Origin of the sequence: Pelomonas sp. V22, assembly GCF_030014915.1 — a bacterium.
In the GTDB taxonomy this organism is placed as follows: Bacteria; Pseudomonadota; Gammaproteobacteria; order Burkholderiales; family Burkholderiaceae_C; genus JAUASW01.
On record NZ_JAGIXS010000004.1, the window covers coordinates 156,690 to 175,806 of the forward strand.

At 69.4% G+C, this 19,117-nt stretch carries 15 protein-coding genes; 7 read left to right on the forward strand and 8 right to left on the reverse strand.

The window, feature by feature from the left end; translation table 11 throughout:
• Nucleotides 1-3: 3 nt before the first annotated feature.
• Genes J7U46_RS14965 through J7U46_RS14975 form a run of 3 tightly spaced genes read right to left on the reverse strand, consistent with a single transcriptional unit; the run spans nt 4 to nt 5,360 of the window.
• Nucleotides 4-654 carry a lysoplasmalogenase gene (locus J7U46_RS14965; protein WP_282827190.1) on the reverse strand — a complete coding sequence of 217 codons (651 nt, stop codon included), beginning with the start codon at nt 652-654 and terminating at the stop codon, nt 4-6.
• A 35-nt stretch (nt 655-689) separates the two neighbouring features.
• Complete coding sequence (locus J7U46_RS14970) at nt 690-2,771, reverse strand: UvrD-helicase domain-containing protein (protein ID WP_282827192.1); 2,082 nt, start codon at nt 2,769-2,771, stop codon at nt 690-692.
• 48 nt (nt 2,772-2,819) lie between these two features.
• Nucleotides 2,820-5,360, reverse strand: a complete 2,541-nt coding sequence (locus J7U46_RS14975; RefSeq protein WP_282827194.1) for a hypothetical protein — start codon at nt 5,358-5,360, stop codon at nt 2,820-2,822.
• Nucleotides 5,361-5,442: 82 nt separating this feature from the next.
• Here J7U46_RS14975 and J7U46_RS14980 point away from each other — a divergent pair, with 82 nt between their 5' ends.
• Together J7U46_RS14980 and J7U46_RS14985 are read left to right on the forward strand one after the other, a co-directional pair.
• Nucleotides 5,443-6,225, forward strand: coding sequence for a transporter substrate-binding domain-containing protein (locus J7U46_RS14980; RefSeq protein WP_282827195.1), 783 nt, complete (start codon nt 5,443-5,445; stop codon nt 6,223-6,225).
• Between the two features lie 11 nt (nt 6,226-6,236).
• On the forward strand, nt 6,237-7,775 hold the full coding sequence (locus J7U46_RS14985) for an alkaline phosphatase D family protein (RefSeq protein WP_282827196.1): 1,539 nt from the start codon (nt 6,237-6,239) through the stop codon (nt 7,773-7,775).
• A gap of 16 nt (nt 7,776-7,791) precedes the next feature.
• Here the strand turns inward: J7U46_RS14985 and J7U46_RS14990 are convergent, their stop codons facing one another.
• Nucleotides 7,792-8,778 carry a hypothetical protein gene (locus J7U46_RS14990; protein WP_282827198.1) on the reverse strand — a complete coding sequence of 329 codons (987 nt, stop codon included), beginning with the start codon at nt 8,776-8,778 and terminating at the stop codon, nt 7,792-7,794.
• Between the two features lie 124 nt (nt 8,779-8,902).
• Here J7U46_RS14990 and J7U46_RS14995 point away from each other — a divergent pair, with 124 nt between their 5' ends.
• Genes J7U46_RS14995 through J7U46_RS15005 form a run of 3 tightly spaced genes read left to right on the forward strand, consistent with a single transcriptional unit; the run spans nt 8,903 to nt 13,080 of the window.
• The gene (locus J7U46_RS14995; RefSeq protein WP_282827200.1) at nt 8,903-9,874 is read left to right on the forward strand and encodes an AEC family transporter; all 972 of its coding nucleotides are present in this window, start codon (nt 8,903-8,905) and stop codon (nt 9,872-9,874) included.
• Nucleotides 9,875-9,913: 39 nt separating this feature from the next.
• Nucleotides 9,914-10,660: a tetratricopeptide repeat protein gene (locus tag J7U46_RS15000; RefSeq protein WP_282827202.1), complete on the forward strand. Its 747-nt coding sequence runs from the start codon at nt 9,914-9,916 to the stop codon at nt 10,658-10,660.
• Between the two features lie 11 nt (nt 10,661-10,671).
• Nucleotides 10,672-13,080: a prolyl oligopeptidase family serine peptidase gene (locus tag J7U46_RS15005; RefSeq protein WP_282827203.1), complete on the forward strand. Its 2,409-nt coding sequence runs from the start codon at nt 10,672-10,674 to the stop codon at nt 13,078-13,080.
• A 9-nt stretch (nt 13,081-13,089) separates the two neighbouring features.
• Here the strand turns inward: J7U46_RS15005 and J7U46_RS15010 are convergent, their stop codons facing one another.
• Genes J7U46_RS15010 through J7U46_RS15025 form a run of 4 tightly spaced genes read right to left on the reverse strand, consistent with a single transcriptional unit; the run spans nt 13,090 to nt 17,567 of the window.
• A complete protein-coding gene (locus tag J7U46_RS15010) occupies nt 13,090-15,561 on the reverse strand; it encodes an ATP-binding protein (RefSeq protein WP_282827205.1) in 2,472 nt (823 codons plus the stop codon).
• A gap of 9 nt (nt 15,562-15,570) precedes the next feature.
• Nucleotides 15,571-16,401: an ABC transporter substrate-binding protein gene (locus J7U46_RS15015; RefSeq protein WP_282827207.1), complete on the reverse strand. Its 831-nt coding sequence runs from the start codon at nt 16,399-16,401 to the stop codon at nt 15,571-15,573.
• Nucleotides 16,402-16,434: 33 nt separating this feature from the next.
• The gene (locus tag J7U46_RS15020) at nt 16,435-17,199 is read right to left on the reverse strand and encodes an HD domain-containing phosphohydrolase (protein WP_282827209.1); all 765 of its coding nucleotides are present in this window, start codon (nt 17,197-17,199) and stop codon (nt 16,435-16,437) included.
• A complete protein-coding gene (locus tag J7U46_RS15025; protein ID WP_282827210.1) occupies nt 17,196-17,567 on the reverse strand; it encodes a response regulator in 372 nt (123 codons plus the stop codon). The genes J7U46_RS15020 and J7U46_RS15025 overlap by 4 nt, the downstream gene beginning before the upstream one ends.
• 111 nt (nt 17,568-17,678) lie before the next feature.
• On the opposite strand from J7U46_RS15025, the gene J7U46_RS15030 reads away from it, so the two are divergent.
• Nucleotides 17,679-18,317 carry a response regulator gene (locus J7U46_RS15030; RefSeq protein ID WP_282827212.1) on the forward strand — a complete coding sequence of 213 codons (639 nt, stop codon included), beginning with the start codon at nt 17,679-17,681 and terminating at the stop codon, nt 18,315-18,317.
• A complete protein-coding gene (locus J7U46_RS15035) occupies nt 18,314-19,069 on the forward strand; it encodes a response regulator (protein WP_282827214.1) in 756 nt (251 codons plus the stop codon). The genes J7U46_RS15030 and J7U46_RS15035 overlap by 4 nt, the downstream gene beginning before the upstream one ends.
• The last annotated feature ends 48 nt before the right edge of the window (nt 19,070-19,117 follow it).

Consider the following 19,117-nt stretch of genomic DNA (forward strand, 5'->3'; position numbering starts at 1 on the left):
GCCTCAGTCCCGGGCGGCCGGCGTGAGCCAGCTGGCGATGCACCATTGCGCCGCCCAGTAGGTCGGCAGCACAAGCAGGGCCGCCAACGGCGCCGGCCCGGCGAACTTGTTGGTGGCCAGGCAGGCATCGGAGATGACGAAAAGCAGGCCGCCCAGGCCGAGTATCCGGTTGGCCGGCGTGAACGAGAGCTTGGCCAGCACGAGCGACTGCGCGGCCATGGCACACAGGCACAAGACATAGACCACGACCGGCGCCTGCAAGGCTTCCGGCACACCCGGCCACAACCGCCGGAGGATGGCACTGGCCAGCAGGCCATAGCCCAGAAAGGCCCAGGGCCAGGCCGCCAGGCGCTGCACCCGCGTGAAGGCCCAGAGATAGCAAAGGTGGGCGACCAGGAAGGAGACCAGCCCCGGCAGAAAACCCTGCTGCGGCCAGATCAGCGCCACGTCGCCCGCCAGCGAGGCGGCGAGGCCGGCAACGATCCAGGGGCGCATCGGCGCGCCATGCCCACGCTGCCAGGCGTAGGCCAGGATCAGCACCGTGGTCAGTGGCTTGGTGGTGTAGAAAAGCGCGGGCTGGCCAAGCCAGGGGGCGAGCACGGCGAGCAGACCGCTCGCCAGCGTCAGCCAGGGAAGAAAACGTGAGATGGGCATGACGGCATGATCGCTCGGCCACGCTACACCGGCGCCTATGGCTTGCCCTTGTCGGCCTCTTGCGCGGCGGCGCTTGCCGCGCCCTTGACCGCAAAGGCCTCGCGCAGCCGCTTGAGCTTCTCGCGCGGGTCTTCCTTGACCGTGGACTCGTTCAGCTTCATCTCGAGGATGAAGCGGCTCGGAATGCCCATCACCAGCTCGCGCGCCTTGCGCCGCCGCCGCAGCGTGCTGACCGCCAGGGTCTTGCGCGCGCGGGTGATGCCCACGTACATCAGGCGGCGTTCTTCCTCGAGGCGCTGGGCCGTCATCTCCTCGTCGTCGGCCTTGAAGGGCAGCAGGCCCTCGTTGACGCCGGCGAGAAAGACATGCGGCCACTCCAGGCCCTTGCTGGCATGCAGGGTGGTCAGCACGACCTGGTCCTGGTCTTCGTTGCGCTCGGCCATGGAGAGGATGACGCTGATGGTCTGCGCGACCTGCAGCACGGTCTGCTTCTCGGTCTCGAACTTGCCGCCGTCCTCCTGGATCTCGCCGCCGCAGCGCTTGGCCACCCAGTCGACGAAATCGAGCACGTTGTTCCAACGGGCCGCCGCGACTTTCTCGTTCTCCTCGTGGTCGTAGAGATGCTGCTCGTAGGCAATGTCCTTCAGCCATTCCAGCAGCAGGCCCTTGGCCTCCTTGGCACCGGCCGTGTGGCGGGCCTTGTATTCGAACTCGTTCACGTAGCGGCCGAACTCGTGCAGCGAGCCGATCTGCTTGGCACTGAGCGCCGTGCCGAGGCTCTCGGCAAAGAGCGCCTCGTACATGCTGCACTTCCACTTGCCAGCGAACTGGCTCAGGCCGGCGATGGTCTGGTGGCCGATGCCACGCTTGGGGGTGGTCACTGCGCGCAGGAAGGCGGGGTCGTCGTCCTGGTTCACCAAGAGGCGCAGCCAGCCGCACAGGTCCTTGATCTCGGCCTTGTCGAAGAAGCTCTGGCCGCCGCTGACCTTGTAAGGAATCTGGGCGCGGCGCAGCGCCTGCTCGAACGGCCGGGCCTGGTGGTTGGCGCGGTAGAGGATGGCGAAGTTCTTGAACTCGATGCCGGCACCGCCCTGGCCGCGTATCGCCTGGATGCGCGCCACGGCGCGTTCGGCCTCATGGTCCTCGCCATCGGACTCGACGAGGCTGACCGGCTCGCCGTCGCCGAACTCACTCCACAGCTTCTTCTCGAAGATCTTGGGGTTGACCGCGATCACGTTGTTGGCCGCACGCAGGATGGCGCCGGTGGAGCGGTAGTTCTGCTCCAGCGGGATCACCTTGAGGTTGGGGAAGTCGACCGGCAAGCGCTTCAGGTTTTCGATGGTGGCGCCGCGCCAGCCGTAGATGCTCTGGTCGTCGTCGCCCACGGCGGTGAACAGCGCACGCTCGCCGACCAGCTGCTTCAAGAGGTCGTACTGCACCGCATTGGTGTCCTGGTATTCGTCGACCAGCACATAGCGCAAGGTGTCCTGCCACTTGCCGCGCGCCTCGGCGTCCTCGGTCAGGAGCTTCAAGGGCAGGGAGATCAGGTCGTCGAAGTCCACGGCCTGGTAGGCCGCGAGCCGCTCCTGGTACTTGGTCATGACGATGGCGGCCGTGCGCTCGTTCTCGTCCTTGGCTTGTGCGGCGGCCTGGGCGGCATTCAGGCCCATGTTCTTCCACAGCGAGATGGTCCATTGCCAGGACTTGGCCTGGTTGGCGTCGGTCGTGCCGCCGGCGTCGCGCAGCACACCCAGCACGTCGTCGCTGTCGAGGATGGAGAACTGTTCCTTCAGGCCGACCCGCGTGCCCTCCTCGCGCAGGATGCGCACGCCCAGGCTGTGGAAGGTCGAGATCGCCAGGTCCTTGGCCGCGCGCGGGCCGACCAGGGCCTTGGCCCGCTCGCGCATCTCCTGCGCGGCCTTGTTGGTGAAGGTGATGGCGGCGATGTTGCGCGCCGCATAGCCGGACTTCAGCAACTGGCCGATCTTGGTCGTGATCACCCGCGTCTTGCCGGAACCGGCACCGGCCACCACCAGGCAGGGCCCGGTGAGGTGGTAGACCGCCTCCAGTTGCGCGGGGTTGAGCGTGGCGGCGGCGTCGGGAGTCGGGGAGGACATGGGAACAGCACAAAGGGGCGGCGCATGATAGCGGCCGCCCGTAAGCGGCTACTGACGTGACGCGCTGCTCACGCCCGGCGGCAGGGCCCGCAGGCACAGGCCCAGCAGCACAACGCTGTAGAACAGGAAGGCGATGCGCGGCGCATCCACCAGGCTGTCGAACAGGCCCACCATCAGGAAGCCGACGATGGACGCCGCCACCGCCGGCGCCAGCGCATGCGAGCGCGCCCGGCCGAGGCTGACGCGCCACAGCGCGGCGGCCACCAGAGCCGTCCAGATCCACAGGCCGAGCCAGCCCTGCTCGAACTGCAGGTGCAGCGGCAGGCTCTTGGCATGCCAGGGCAGGTGGTGGCGGTCGCTGGTGAAGTACCAGCGGGCCAGGCCCTGCGAGAAATCGCCATTGGCCAGCAGCGTGCGGCCCGAGGCATCAAGCAGGCTCAGTTCGGCGACATCGAGCTCCTTGCCCGCCACCGTCTCGGCAATCGCAAAGGTGATCAGGCGCGGCGCCCACCAGTCGCCGCCAGCGCCACTCGGCAGGGCATCGAGCTTGATCTGCACCGTCTGCCATTCACCGGGCTTGCCCTTGACGGCCACGGCCTTGTGGCTGCGCGCCTCCTGGTAAAGCAGGTGCTTCTCGGCCAGCTCGGCATGCAGGCCGGCATCTTCGGCGGCGCGCACGCGGGCCTGCACCAGCACCGCGCCGCTGGGCACGGCAATGCGCTGGGTCACGCGCAGCATGCCGCCGTAATCCAGCAGATGGCGGCCGCCGCTCAGGCGCAGAAAGGGCCGGCCCGCCTCCTCGCCGAGGCGGAAATCGCCCACCCGCTCATTCGCCGGGCCGGTGTAGAAGCGCGTCGCCATGTAGCGGCCGCTGCCCCGGCCCAGCCAGCGCTCTTCCTCGCCCTGCAGCAGCCAGTAGCTGCCACGCCAATGGTCGACACGCGCGCCCAGGTCCTGCACGCCCGTGGCCATGCGCTCACCCACATAGGCGCCGCCCTCCAGCGTGGACACCAGGGCACCCGCCACCAGCAGCACGCCGGCCAGGATGGCACGCACGCGCCAGCCGAGGTCCAGCATGCGGGTGGCTGCAGCCGGCGCCGCGCCTATCAGCCAGACCCAGGCCAGGGCCCACAGCAGCAGCGGCCAGACGCTGGCTCGCAAGGCCATTTCTCCGCCCCAGTTGCCAGCCACGACGGCCACGCAGCCGAGGCTCCAGAACCAGACCGTGCTGAGCAGCATGCTGCGCAGCGTGGCATCCATGCGGCCGGGCGGACGCCACATCAGCAGGGCGCCGAGGGCGAACGACAGGCCGTAGATCACATAGGCCGACTTCGGGATCCAGCTGGCCACCGACCAGCTCAGCCCTGCAGCCAACAGGCCCAGCAGCGCCGCCATGGCCAGCACCAGCAGGCGTGACGAAAGGCTCTCGACCAGCAGCTGGCGCGGCGCGAAGAGCAGCAACAGAGCTGTGCCTGACAAGGCCAGCAGGCCGCGATAACCGGCCACCTCGAAGACCTGGGCCGCGCTGAAACCGAACAGCGCCAGCAGGGCCAGCAAAGGAAGCGCGCGCAAGGCCGCCTCCAGGTGCTGGGGCTGCTCGACCTGCGAGACCTTGCGGGCGTGATGCTGTCGATAGCTGAGCAACAGCAGCGTCGCCAGCGCCACCGGCAGGGCCAGGTAGACGCCGCGCGAGAAGGTGGTCAGGGCCGCATAGCTGGCCATCAGCACCAGGGCCAGCAGCAGGACCAGCAGGGCGGGGGTGCGCTGGCGCATCAGCGCGGCGAGGGCAAAGGGCAGGCACAGCAAGAGCGCGCCATCGAGCATGGCGCCGCCGACCTGCATTTCCCAGAACATGGCCGTGCTGCGGTAGTCGGCACTGAAATTCAGGAGGCCCGGAAAAGCGATGCGCTCCCACAGCGCCGCCAGCGAGATGCCGGCCAGGGCCAGGCACATCGCGAACAGCATGCCGCGCTCGACCCGCTCGGGCCGGCTGGCGCTGGCGCGCTGCCACAGCGGCAGCAGCAGCAGGGCATAGGCGAAGCCCTTCAACTGGCGCGGGCTGTTCAGCGGCTCCAGATAGCCCTGCCACCAGCCGAACTCGAAGCCGCCGGCATCCAGCAGGCCGCGCCGCACCGACCACAGCATCGAGGCCGCGAACAGCAGCAAGAGCAGCTTGGCCAGCGCCGAGGGCGCCAGCGGACGGCGCCAGGCCGAGGTCTTGTCGCCGGCTCGCCCCAGCGCATAGGCCGCATAGCCGCCGGCAGCAGCCGCCATCACCAGCAGGTCGAGCTCCTCGAAGATGAACCAGCCGGTCCAGGTCGCGAGGCCCAGCACCGGCACCAGGCCGATCAGCAAGAGCGGCGCCGCCTGCCACCAGCGGAAGCTCGCCGCCAGCACCCCCAGGTACAGCGCGATCGCCAGCGGCGGCGCGATCGGATAGTGGCTGGCCAGCGCGAGGCCGGCGGCACCACAGGCCAACGAGAGCAGCAGCGCCAGCCAGCGCCCCGCATGGCTGGGACGGCTCAGGGCCGGGCGACCCGGCAGATCGAGCGCGGGGCCCGGCAGGGCAGGCGATGCATCGGAAGACATGCGGCTCATGATAGCCACGGCCCGTGACCGCTGAGGCATCGCGTAAGCTGCGGGGCATGAGCATTTCCCCCAGGCACGTCCCTTGATCAAGCCACGCAGCGCGATGCGCCGGCTGTGTCTCGTGGCGCCGCTGGCCCTCGCAGCACGACCGGCGCTGGCGCGTGAGCTGCTGGTCGTCGGCACCCAGTTCCCGCGCATCTTCGAGGCCCGGGGCAGGAACCCGCTGTCCGGCGAGGCCGACGGCCTGGGCGCCGAGCTGATGCGCCGCGCCGCCGCCCGCCTCGGGCTGCCGCTGCGCTTCCAGGTGCTGCCCTGGCTGCGCGCCCAGGCCATGGTCGAGCAGGGCCTGGCCGATGTGCTGGTGGGCCCCTACCGCACGCCGGAGCGCGAGGGCCGCTTCCTGTTCTCGCGCCAGGCCTTTTATGCCGATGCCCTGGTCTTCTATGCCCGCCGCAACCTGGCCTCGCACTGGGTGGGCGACTTCACGGCCCTGGCCCAGGTGCCCGTGGCCATCGTCCAGGGCTGGGCCTATGGCGACGAGTTCGAGCGGGCCCGGCCCTCGCTGCAGCAGCTCAGCACCGCGCTGACCGTGGAAACCGGCCTCCTGATGCTCAAGCGCGGCCGCATCGAGCTGCTGGCCAGCAACGAGCGCAACACGGCGCCGGTGATCGAATCGCTGGGCCTGAGCCGCGAGCTGCAGATCCTCAACCCGCCGCTCGGCTACCAGCGCGGGCATTTCGCGTTCACCCGCAGCGCCCAGGGCGAGACGCTGCGCGACGGCCTGGACCAGGCGATGACTCAGTTGCGGGCGACAGGCGAATGGCGCGAGCTGGCGCGCAAATGGCACATCACGATTCCTGAGTAAGCTGCCGCCGCATGAGCCGCTACCAGACCGACCGCCGCCACCTCCTGCAACTGGCCCTGGCGGCCGGCACTGCCCCGCTGTTCCTGCGCCATGCGCGCGCCGCCGACACCGAGCGCTTCGCCCTCGGCCTTGCGTCCGGCGGCCCCCGGCCCGATCGATTGGTGCTGTGGACGCGACTCACCGGCCCTGAGCTTGCCGATCAGGTCGAGGTCCGCTGGGAACTGGCCGAGGACGAAGGCTTCAAGCAGATCGCCGCCCGAGGCAGCGAGACCGCGAGCCCGGCCAGTGCCCACAGCATCCACGCCGAGCCGGCCGGGCTGAAGCCTGACCGCTGGTACTGGTACCGCTTCACCGCCCTCGGCCAGCAAAGCGCGGTCGGCCGCACGCGCACCGCGCCGGCCGCTGGCGCCAAGGCCAGCCTGCGCTTCGCCATCGCCTCCTGCCAGCGCTGGGACCACGGCCACTACGCCGCCTGGCGCGACATGGCCGAGCAGGAGCTGGACCTGGTGCTCTTCCTCGGCGACTACATCTACGAGTACGGCGCCGGCAAGGACAGCACGGCCAAGCGGCAGCACCAGGGCCGCGCCTGCCAGACGCTGGACGACTACCGCCGCCGCTACGCGCTCTACAAGAGCGACCCGCACCTGCAGGCCATGCATGCGCGCGCACCCTGGCTCTGCACCTGGGACGATCACGAGGTCTCGAACGACTACGCTGCCGACCAGGGCGAGACGCTGGCCCCCGACTTCCCGGCCCGCCGCCGCGCTGCGGCCCAGGCCTACTGGGAACACATGCCCTTCCCCAAGGCCTGGCAGCCCAGCGCAGCCGACCTCTCGCCGCTGCGGCTCTACCAGCATTGGAACTGGGGCTCGCTGACCCGCCTGATCACGCTGGACGACCGCAGCTGGCGCGACCCGCAGGTCTGCCCAAAGCCGGACCGGGGTGGCTCCAACACCGTGGACGAGCGCGACTGCCCGGCCCTGCACGACCCGGCCCGCAGCCTGCTGGGCAGCGCCCAGGAGCGCTGGCTGGCCAAGACCTGGGACGCCTCACGGCCCTGGAACCTGCTCGCCCAGCAGACGCTGATGGCCCGCCACAGCCAGCGAGACCCGGCCAATGGCGGCGGCCGCTACTGGACCGATGGCTGGGACGGCTACCCGGCCGCACGCACCCGCTTGCTGCAGGACCTGGCGGCGGCCCGGGTGCCCAACACCGTGGTGCTGGGCGGTGACGTGCATGCCAACCATGTGGCCGGCCTGCGCCTGGATTTCGACAAGCCCGAGACCCCGCTGCTGGCCAGCGAGTTCTGCGGCACCTCGATCAGCAGCCATGGCGGCTCGCAGCAGCGGCTCGACCAGGCCCTGGCCCACAACCCGCACCTGCTGCTGTCACGCAGCGAGCAGCGCGGTTATGTGCGCTTCGACCTGAAAGCCGGCCTGATGCAGGCCGAGCTGCGGGCCGTCGTCGATGCCTGGGATGCGCAAAGCGCGGTTGAGACGCAGGCGCGCTTCGTGGTGGAAGCCGGCAAGCCGGGGCCGCAGGCGGCCTGAAGCCAGAGCGCCGGCCTCAGCGCGACTCGCTGGCCGTGATCTGACGCCACAAGCGCCAGAACCAGGAGGTGCTGGCCGTCGCCTCGTCGGCCACGCCCTCCAGCGGCACGGGTGCCGAGTTGGGGATGGGCATCGGCGTCAGCTGCAGGGCCGAATGGCTCTCGCCGGCCAGCCAGGAGCGCAGGTCCAGGCCCAGCGCTTCGGAGCTGGCATGGCGCTGCTCCGGCAGCGGGCTGGCCGCCTTGTGGACCAGGGCTTCCAGGCTCAGCCGTTGCGCCGGGCTCAACTCGGGCCAGCGGGTCGCCACGCTGTCGTGTTCGGGGCTGGCCTCGTGGTGATCGGGCGCGCGCTCATGCACCAGCTCGCACAGCAGGGCCCCGAGGGCATAGGCCTCGCTGGCCGGGCTGGGCGCGGCGCCCTGGCGGCGCTCCGGGCTCGCATAGACCAACAGGGCCGGATGCGGCGGCTCGGGCAATTCTTCGTGGCTCAGGTGCAGGCCCATCAGCTGCAGGCGGCCGTCGGCACGCACCCACAGGAGGCTGGGGTCCAGCTCAGACAGCAGCAGGCCCTCGCTGTGTGCATGGGCCAGGGCATCGCAGAGCTGCAGCAAAAGCGCCAGGCGCTCGCGCAGGCCCAGCCGCTCGGTCAGGCTCATCAGCGGCCGGGCCTCGACCCAGGGCAGCACCAGGAAGGGTTTGCCATGCGGCGTGACGCCGCTGTCTATCGGGGTGACGATGCCATGGTGCTGCAGCCGTGCCAGTTCGGTGGCGCCATCAGCGAAGCGCAGCATCAGGGCGGCGGCATCGGTGGCGTTCTCGAACACGATCAGGCCGGCGCGCTGGCCGCGGGCCAGCACATGCTCGGCCCGGTACCACTGGCCCACGGCGCTGGCATGCAGGGCGCGGCGCAGCGTCCAGACGCCCAGGCGCTGCTCGGGCACCAGGGTGGCACCCGCAGGCGGGCCAGCAACAGGCCGCGGGCGGTGATTGAAAGCAAAGCGCATTGCGCGTCATGTTAGCGAGCGACGGCCCGGCCGCGAGGCTCGCCCCCCATGAACAAAGGGCGGGCGAGCATTCGCTCACACCCCCAGGCTCGGGGGGGAGGCCGGCTTGCGATACTGGCGGCCCATGCAAGCCATCCTGGCCGTCACCCTGCCCTTCTTCGCCCTGGTGCTGTGCGGCTACCTGGCGGCCTCGCGCGGCGTGCTGGCCGAGAGCGCCATCCCAGGGCTGAACGGCTTCGTGCTGTTCTTCGCCCTGCCCTGCCTGCTGTTCCGCTTCGGCATGAACACGCCGGTCCTCGAGCTGCTGAACCCCGCCATGCTGGGCCTCTATGTGGGCGTGGCCCTGCTGCTCGTGGTCCTGACGATCCGGCTCACCCGCTCGAGCCGCGTGGACCTGAAGAACGCCGCCTTCGGCGCGCTGGTGGCGGCCTTTCCCAACACCGGCTTCATGGGCGTTCCGCTGCTCGTCGCGCTGCTGGGGCCGAGCGCGGCCGGGCCGGTGATCTGCACGGTGCTGGCCGATCTCTTCGTCACCAGCTCACTGTGCGTGGCGATCGCCAGCAGCCAGGACGCCGGACCGGGCCGCGGCGGTGCGGCCCTGGCCCAGGCCTTGCGCGGCGCCTTGTCGAATCCTCTGCCCTGGTCGATCGCGCTGGGCATCCTGGCCTCGGCCACCGGCCTGCATCCACTCGGGCCGCTGGCCACCGTGATCCGCATGCTGGCCGACGCCGCCTCGCCGGTGGCCTTGTTCACCATCGGGGCCGTGCTGTGGCGCTCCGGCCAGCATGCCCAGCAGCGCACCCCGCTGGCGCTGTACCTGCCGGTGGCCCTGATCAAGCTGATCCTGCACCCGGCCCTGGCGCTGGGCCTTGGCCTGCTGGGCCGGCGCCTCGGCCTGCCGCTGAGCGAATTCCAGCTGCTGGTGCTGGGCCTGGCGGCGGCCCTGCCCAGCGCCAGCAATGTCTCGCTGCTGGCCGAACGCTATGGCGCCGACAACGGCCGCGTGGCCCGCATCATCATGGCCTCGACGGTGCTGGCCTTCGTCAGCTTCAGCACCCTGGCCTGGCTCTTGATACGGCCTGCGGCGGCACAATAGCCGGCCACAAGATTCGAAACCCCGGGGAGCTAGACCACCATGCCTTTCATCGGAGTCGGCCTGCATGTGCTGGTCGCGCTGTTCTTCGCCATCCATGCCATCCGCACCGGCCAGCAGATGTACTGGCTGATGATCCTCTTCATGTTCCCCTTGCTGGGCAGCGTCGTTTATTTCGTCGCCATCTACCTGCCGGGCTCACGCCTGGAGCGCGGCGCGCGGCGCACCGTGGTGGCGGCCGCGCGCTCGCTGGACCCGGGCCGCGACCTGCGCGAGGCCCGCGCTGCGCTGGAAGCCACGCCCACCGCGCAGAACCACATGCGCCTGGCCCAGGCCCTGCTCGAGGCCGGCCAGCCGGCCGAGGCGGCCACCGCCTTCGAGACCTGCCTGAAGGGCCCTTTCGCCAGCGACGCCGAGATCAAGTTCGGCGCTGCCCGCGCCTGGCTGGAAAGCGGCCAGGCCGGCCGCGCCGTCACGCATCTGCAAGCCATCCGCAATGAGCAGCCAGGCTTCCGCGCCGACCAGCTGAGCCTGCTGCTGGCGCGTGCGCTGGCGGCTGACGGCCAGCAAGAGCAGGCCCGGGCCGAGTTCGAGCAGGGCCTGCAGCGTTTCGGCGGTTTCGAGGCCCATGCCGAGTACGCGATCTGGGCGCTGCAGCGCGGCGAGCAGGCGCTGGCCGACAAGCTGCAGGCCGAGATCGACAAGATCAGCCGCAGCTGGAACCGCCACACGCGCGAGCTCAATGCCGAGCTGCTGCGCCGGCTGCAGGCCGCGCGCTCACCCCGCTGACCCCGACCACGATGCCCCCATCGCCGCGCCTCTCGCGTCCCCTGCTCGGCCTGCTGTCGCTCGGCCTTGCGCTGACGATGGCCCAGGCGCAGGAGCCGGCCGGCTATCTGCAACCCAGCACCGCCATCCGCCAGGTGCTGGACGCGCCCGTGCCACCGCGGCCCTGGGTCTCGCCCGATCAGCAGACGCTGGCGCTGCTGGACATCCGCCCCTATCCCAGCATCGAGGAGCTGGCGCGCCCGGTGCTGCGCCTGGCCGGCCTGCGCTTCGAGCCGGGGCCCGGCACGCCACAGCCCTTGCAGGTTTTGCAGCGCTTGCGACTGCGCGCCTTGAGCCAGCCGGATGCGCCCGAGCGCACGATCGAGCTGCCGCCGGGCGGCGCCTTCCACAGCTTCGCCTGGGCGCCGGATGGCCAGCGCTTCGTGCTGGAACGCCGCACCGAGCAGGCCAACGAGCTGTGGGTGGGCGATACCGCCAGCGGCCGCCTGCGGCCCATCGCCGGTCTCAAGCTCAACAACGCGCTGGGCCAGGGCGAGCAGGCCTGGCTGAATCCGCAGGAGCTGGTGGTGCTGACCGTGGCGCGGCGTGGCCCGCCGCCCCGGCCCGCGCCCCGGCCGGCGGTGCAGGAGGCAAGCGGCAAGCCCTCGCCCGAACGCAATTACGCCGACTTGCTGCAGTCGCCGCATGACGAGGCCTTGTTCGAGTACCACGGCCGCGCCCAGATGGTGCAGGTCAACATCGCCACCGGCGCGCTGCGCGAGCTCGGTGAGCCGGCGCTTTATTCCAGCGTCAGCAGCGTCGGTGCGCCCGGCACGCCGCAGTACCTGTTGACCGAGCGCCTGGCCCGGCCCTTCAGCTACGACCTGACCTGGGACGACTTTCCCACCGTGGTGGAAGTGCGCTCGCGCGAAGGCCGGGTGCTGAAGGAGCTGACCCGCATGCCCATGCGCAAGGGCGTGGCCATCGACGGCGTGCTGGTCGGCCCGCGGGTCTACTACCCCTCGCCCAGCAAGGACGCGGCGATCTACTGGATCGAGGCGCTGGACGGTGGCAACTCGAACGCCCGCGTGCCGTTCAGAGACCGCCTGATGCGCCTCGACCCGCCTTTCACCGGCGAGGCGCGCGAGGTGCAGCGCATGCCGCACCGATTCACCCAGCTGCGCTTCCTGGACGACGGCCAGCAAGCCCTCTTGACCGAGACCGACCGCAACCGCGCCTGGGTGCGCACCTACCTGCTGCCGCTCAACGGCACGCAGAGCAAGCCACTGTTCGAGTACGCGCAGCGCGAACGTTATCGCCATCCCGGCGTGCCCTTGATGCGCACCCTGCTCAATGGCCACAACGTGATCCGCACCTCGCCGCAGGGGGACATCTACATGCTGGGCGCCGGTGCCAAGCCCAAGGGCGAGCAGCCCTTCCTGGACCGGCTTTCGCTGCGCGACGGCCTGAGCAGCCACGCATTCCAGTCGTCAGAGACGGTCTACGAACAGCCGCTGGCCCTGCTGGACGGCAACCGCCTGCTGCTGAGCCGCGAAAGCCCGACCGAGCCGCCCAACATCTTCCTGCGCGACGGCACCGGCCTGCATGCGCTGACTCAGCTGCGCGACCCCACGCCCATCCTGCGCCGCATCCACCGCGAGTTCGTCAGCTTCAAGCGGGCCGATGGCGTGGAGATGTCGTTCTGGGTCAATCTGCCGCCCGACTACAAGGAGGGCGAGCGCCGCCCCACCCTGGTCTGGTCCTACCCGCTGGAGTTCAACGACCCCACGCTGGCCGGCCAGATCAGTGGCGCCACCAGCCGCTTCGCCCGCTACTCGGGCCTCGCACCACAGCTGCTGGCACTGGATGGCTTCGTCGTGCTGTCAGAGGCGACGATGCCGGTGGTCGGCGACATCCGCTCGATCAATGACGGCTTCGTCGAGCAGATCACGATGAACGCCCGCGCCATCCTCGACAAGGCCGAGTCGCTGGGCTACACCGACCCGAAGAAGGTGGCCGTGGGCGGCCACAGCTATGGCGCCTTCATGGCCGTGAACCTGCTGGCCCACACCGACCTCTTCAAGGTCGGCATCGCCCGCAGCGGCGCCTACAACCGCACGCTGACGCCCTTCGGCTTCCAGAGCGAGCGGCGCTCGCTGTGGGATGCGCGCGAAACCTATCTGCGCCTCTCGCCCCTGCTCTACGCCACACAGATCAAGGAGCCGCTGCTCTTGATCCACGGCGAAGCCGACAACAACTCCGGCACCGCGCCGCTGCAGAGCGAGCGCCTGTACCACGCGCTGGCCGGCCTCGGCGGCACGGCCCGCTTCGTCTCGCTGCCCTACGAATCACATGGCTATGCGGCGCGCGAGTCAGTGGGCCATGTGCAGTGGGAGATGAGCCACTGGCTCAGGCAACACCTGGGCGACCCGCGGCCCTGAGGGCCGCACTCAGTAGGTGGTCGTGAAGCCGGTGTCCGCATCGCCGCGGCTCGGCAGCACGATGCTGAACAGCGCACCGCCGCCTTCGCGGTTGCTGGCCTGGATGCTGCCCTTGTGCAGCTCGACGATCTTTCGGCAGATGGCGAGGCCGAGTCCGGTGCCCCCCGAGCCGTCCTTGGTCTTGCTGGACTGCACGAAGGCATCGAAGATGGCCTCGAGCTCGCCCGGCGGGATGCCCGGACCGCGGTCGGCGATGTCGATGTGGATCAGGCCGTCCTCGTGTCGGGCCGCTTTCAGCTCGATGTTGCTGCCATCCGGGCTGAACTTGACCGCATTGGCCAGCACATTGCGCACCACCTGCTGGAAGCGCAGCGGGTCGACCTTGGCACTGAGCGGCTGCTCGCTGATGGCGCAGTCGAGCTGCAGCCGACGCGGCTGCAGGAGCGGGTCGAACTCGCGGGCCACGCTGCGGATGTGGGCACGCAGGTCGCAGCGCTCCATGTGGAAGGTGCCGACCGCGCTCTCGATCTTGGAGACATCGAGCAGGTCGTTCACCAGGGCCAGCATGCGCTGACCCGAGGCATGGATGCTTTCGAACATGGTCACGAGCTTGGGCGACTCACGGCCCCGCGCCACGCCCAATTCCGAGAAGCCGAGGATGGACTGCAGCGGCGTGCGCAGTTCGTGGCTGATGTTGGCGATGAACTCCGACTTGGCGCGCGAGGCGTCCTCCGCAGCATCACGCGCTTCGCGCGTGGCGCGCTCGGCCTCCCGGAACTCGCTGACGTCCATCAGCGTGTTCAGGATGCCAGCCGCCCCGCCCTGCTCGTCCAGCAGCAGCACCTTGGTGACCTGCATGTCGCGCGGCTGGCCGCCGGCATGCTTCATGCGAGCCTCGTAGCGCAGTGTGCCGCCCTCGGCGAGCAGCTGCGCGTCGTGCCGTTCGTGGACCTGCCTGTCGGCCATGCTCAGCATGGAGCCGACGCGGCCGCCTATCACCTGCTCGCGCTTGAGCCCGGTGAACTCCTCCCAGGCCCGATTGACGGTGACATAGCGGCCCTGCATGTCGACCAGCGAGATTGGCTGCGGGCTCACCTCCAGCAGCAGGCCGGTGAAGGCCAGCTGCCGCTGCAATTGCTGCTGCGCAACCTCGCGCTCGGTCACGTCCACCGCACTGCCGGCAAAGCCGACCAATTGCTGCTTGGCATAGAGCGGCACCACGGCGACCTCGTACTGCCGGAGCCCGCCTTCGGCGCTGCGCAGGCCGATCTGTGCGGTGCGCGGGCCAGGGCGCTCATCGGGGTCGAACAGCGCGGCGGCCTTCTCAGCATCGGCCGGCTCGACCAGGTCCTGCAAGCGGCGGCCGACGGCCAGCTCGGCACGGTCCTGCGTGACCGCGCCCCAGCGTGCATTGACGAAGGTCAGCACGCCGCCGAGGCCGGCCCGGAAGATCAGCTCCTGCACGCTCTTGAGCACCACGCTCATCTCGCGCTCGCGCAGGGCCACCTTCTCATGAGCCTCCTGGGCCGATTGCACGGCCAGCACGCGGCCGCGCAGGCTGCGCAGCGCCACGATGCTGGCCGCCACCAGCAGGCTCAGCATGAGGAGGCCGAGCCCGGCGAGCTTCCAGACGCCCTGGTACCAGGATTGCAGTGCCAGGTCCTGCGGCTGTTCGATCAGCATCAGGAAAGGTTGGGTGCGCGAGCCGCGCCACGCCACGACCTGGGGGCCCACGACCACGCCCTCGCCCAGGTAGCTGCCATGCTCCTGACGGCCGATCAGACGCGCCAGGACCGGGTGATTGGCCAGCGAACTCCCCACCTCGACGTGCAGCTGTTCCGTGGCAGTCAGGACCTGACCCTGGTAACTGACCAGCAGGGCCTGCATCGCGCTTTGATCCGCCACCGTCTGTTGATAGGTGGCCAAGGCATCCGGATTGATCAGGGCGACCAACAGCTTGCCCGACGCCGTGCGGTGCCACAAGGGCAGGAAGCTGACGCGGTGGCTCCCACCGCTGCTGCGCATGTCGGCCAGGCCGCGTCCGGCTTGCAGACCCAGCAGCTTGCTGCGGCCCGCTGCGGGCAGCGATTCCAGCTGGGCGAGCGGCAGGCGCACGCCGTTGTCGCGCGGCTCCGAGCTGGCCAGCACCAGGCCAGACTCGTCAACCAGCGCCAGGCTGCGCACCGAGCTCAGGCCCAGCAGCGACTGGGACAGCAACGCCTGCTCATGGGCCGGGTCCGCCTGGCTCCGGGCTTGCAGGCTGTCGCCCAGCGCGCGCAAGGCCACGGCTGCCGATTCCACCGTGCGGCTCGCCTGGTCCTGCAACACGTCCGCCAGCAGCTCCGCCCGCTCGCGGCCGTTGCTCAGGGCCTCGGTGCGCTGGTACCAGGCCAGCGCGCTCAGGCCGAGCAGCACCACCAGCGCCGCCCCGCCGGCAGACGCCAGGACGACATTTCGCAGGAAGCGTGTCTGGCGGATCATGGCCCGGGCTCAGCGAACGACGATGTCGCCCAGGCCGTTGCGTCCGGCTGCAGCGGCCAGGCGACCATCACGTTTGATGGCTGCCACGAACTCGTTGAGGCGTGCCAGCCAGGCGGCGTCGCCTTGCTTGATCGCATAGGCGTAGGGCAGCACGAAGAAGGGCTGCGGTGGCGCCACCAGGCGCGCCCAGTCGGCGTTGTCGAGCAGGCGCCGGCTGTAGGGATAGTCGGTCATGAAGGCGTCAACCCGGCCCGCTTCCAGCTCGCGCTCCCGCGTCTCGGGCGGCCTGACCGTGCGCAGCGTGGCCTGCTTCAGCGCCTGGGCCATCACCGGCTCCATGAAGGTGCCGGCCTGCACAGCAACGACGACGCCGGGCTTGTCCAGGTCCGACCACTGGCGCACCACGCGATTGGCCCGTGTGGTCACCGCATAGATGTCGCTTTGCAGGTAGGGCTGGGTGAAGTCCAGCACGGCCTTGCGCTGCGGCAGCATGCCCACCGCAAACATGGCCACGTCGCAGCGCTCGCTCTTCAGGTCCTCGACCAGTTGCGGGAACGACGACTCCACGTACTGCAGCTTGACCTTGAGGTCGCGCGCCAGCTCGGCGGACAGCTCGATGTCGATGCCCTCCAGCTTGTCGTTGCGCGGGTTGCGATAGGTGATGCCGTAGTAGTCGGGCCAGATGCAGACACGCAGCTTGCCGCTGCTGCGCACCCGCTCCAGCGTGCTGGCGTTGGCCTGGGCTGACTGTGCCTGAGCGGGCCGGGTGCCGAAAGTGAGCAAGCTTGCCAGCGCCGACACCAGAATCACACCGGCCACGGTGATCTTGAGCTTTTTCATGAAGACGTCCTTGTACCAGTTGTGCGCCTCGGCTCAGTCCGGCAGCGCCAGGCTGAACAGGTCGGGCGGGTTGTCATTGATGGCGTCGCGCAGGGCAATCAGCAGCGGCGCATGGGCCAGCATGCAGTCCACCACACGAGGATCGAAAGCCAGGCCGCGCTGCTCGGCCAGCATCCTGAGCGCCACCTCGTCGTTGAAAGCCTTGCGGTAGCAGCGGTCCATGGTCAGGGCGTCGAAGAAGTCGACGACCGCCACGATGCGGCCCGACAGCGGAATCGCCTCGCCCGCGAGGCCCAGCGGATAGCCGCTGCCGTCCCAGCGCTCGTGATGGGTCATGGCCACCTCGGCGGCCAGCTGGAACAGCCGGATCCGCGAGCGCCCCAGGATCTGCGCGCCGATGATGGGATGCTGATTCATGACCTGCCGCTCGTCCGGCGTGTAGGAGCCCGGCTTCTTCAGCACCAGGTCGGGCACGCCGATCTTGCCGATGTCGTGCATGGGGGCGGCAAGGCGCAGTTCGCGCGCGGCGTCCTTGCTCTCGCCCAGCGCCAGGGCCAGGGCCTCCGCCAGGTGACCGATGCGGGTGATGTGCACGCCGGTATCGTCATCGCGCATGTCGGCCGCCAAGGAGAGGCGCAGCAGCGCTTCATGATGGGCTCGTGCCACTTCGCGCAGCGCTTCGTTGCGCTCCTGATAGACACGGCCGAGGTCCGTGACGATGCGCTCCATCTGGGCCGCCGCCGCGTCGTCGAAACTGCGCGCCTCGCCGGAAGGGGTGTCGAGTGCGAGGGCGATCATGCGTGCTCCCATTGCTGAGCGATCACGTCGATCAACTGCAGGGGGCTGAAAGGCTTCACCAGGTAGGCGTCGGCGCCGGCCTGCTGGCCCGCCGAGCAGTCCTGCGCCTGGCCCCGGGCGCTGAGCATGATGACGCGGGGATTCAGCAGCATCGGGTCACTCTTGAGGCGGCGGCAGACGTCCAGCCCGTCGAGCTCGCCCGGCATCATCACGTCCAGCAGCACCAGGTCCGGTCGCACAGCCTCGGCCAGCAGCAGCGCCGTGGCGCCGTCCTCGGCCTCGAAGATCTCGTAGGACTCGAACTCCAAGGTCATGCGGATCAGGCGGCGGATGTCCACGTGGTCATCGACGATCAGGATCTTTCTCATGCGGCGCTCCGGTGCTTTTGTCAGATTCGATGGAGCAAATTATCATCTTTATCATTTAATGTCGCAAGACTGCCTTTATGATGGCCCCTGAAAATTCGGCAAAATTACTCAATGTCTCAGAACCGCCCCCTGCTCGACCCCAACAAGGACGACTTCAGCACCATGGAAGTGGCCCAGGTGCTGGGCATGGCCGTGCGCTCGGTACAACTGATGGTCGATCGCGAGGAGCTGAAGGCCTGGAAGACGCCGGGCGGCCATCGCCGCATCTCGCGGGCCTCCATCGAAGCCTTCATGGCACAGCGCGGCGGGGTGACGGAGCCCTCGCCGGCCGCGCCGCCGGCCAGCACGCGCCCCGCCGCCGCCGCACCCCAGGTGCTGCTGATCGAGGATTCGACGCATTACCAGAAGCTCATCGCGCTGCTGCTGAACCAGCAGTTCCCGGAGATCCAGCTGCACACGGCATCGGACGGCATCGTCGGGCTGACCATGTACGGCCAGATCCAGCCCCAGGTGCTGATCGTTGACATCCTGCTGCCCGGGATAGACGGGGCGACCCTGATCACCAGCCTGCGAACCCAGCCGCAGTTCGCGCGCAGCCGGCTGATCGTGGTCACCTCGCTGGAAGGCGATCAGTTGGCGCCCTACGCCTTTGCCCTGGCAGGCGTGCCCGTGATCCACAAGCCGCGCCTGGTCACCGAATTGCCGGCACTGCTGAGGGCGGCCCTGGTGGACGCCGTGCCCCAGTCATGAGTCCAGGGCCGCGCTTGCTGCTGCTGGAGGATGACCCGACCATCCAGCAGCTGGTTCGCATGGGGCTGGAAGAGCTTGACCTGGAACTGCTGATCTGCAGCACGCTGGCCGAAGCGCGGGCAACGCTGGCCGCCGCGCCGGTGCAGATGCTCATCACCGATCTGATGCTCCCCGACGGCTCCGGGCTGGACCTGATCGAAGAACTGTCTGGGCGTCCCGACCTGCTCAAGGGCGCCCCCATCGCCGTGTTCAGCGCCGGCCTGGTCGGCGATATCCAGGACCGCCTTGCCCGGCTCGGCGTCTGGCGCCAGCTCGCCAAGCCTTGCAGCATCCTGGACCTGGAAGCCTGCGTGCAAGAAGGCCTGGGCCTGACGCCGCCAGCACCGTCTGCAGGCAGGAACGCAGCCGCCGCTGACGACGCAGCTCCAGCGGCCAGCGAGCTTCCGGCGGACCAGGCGCAGGCCGTGGCCTTGCATTTCGGCGGCGATGAGCCGCTCTACCGCGCCTTCCGGGCAGCCTGCCTGCCCCAGTTCGACCTGGATCGCCAGCAAGGCGACCAGGCCTGCGAGCGGCGCGATGCGCCGGCGCTGCGCCGCCTGGCGCACAGCCTGAAGAGCGTGCTGCTGACGCTGGGGCACGCGGCCGAGTCCCAATTGGCGCGCCAGCTGGAGGACAGCGCCGAGCAGGCCGACTGGCCCCAGTCCCTCGCTCAGTGGCAAGCCTTGCGCCAGCAGCTGCCGGGAAATCCCTGATCAAAATCAAACCACTACCGGCAATTTCTGCGAATGTGATAAACACCG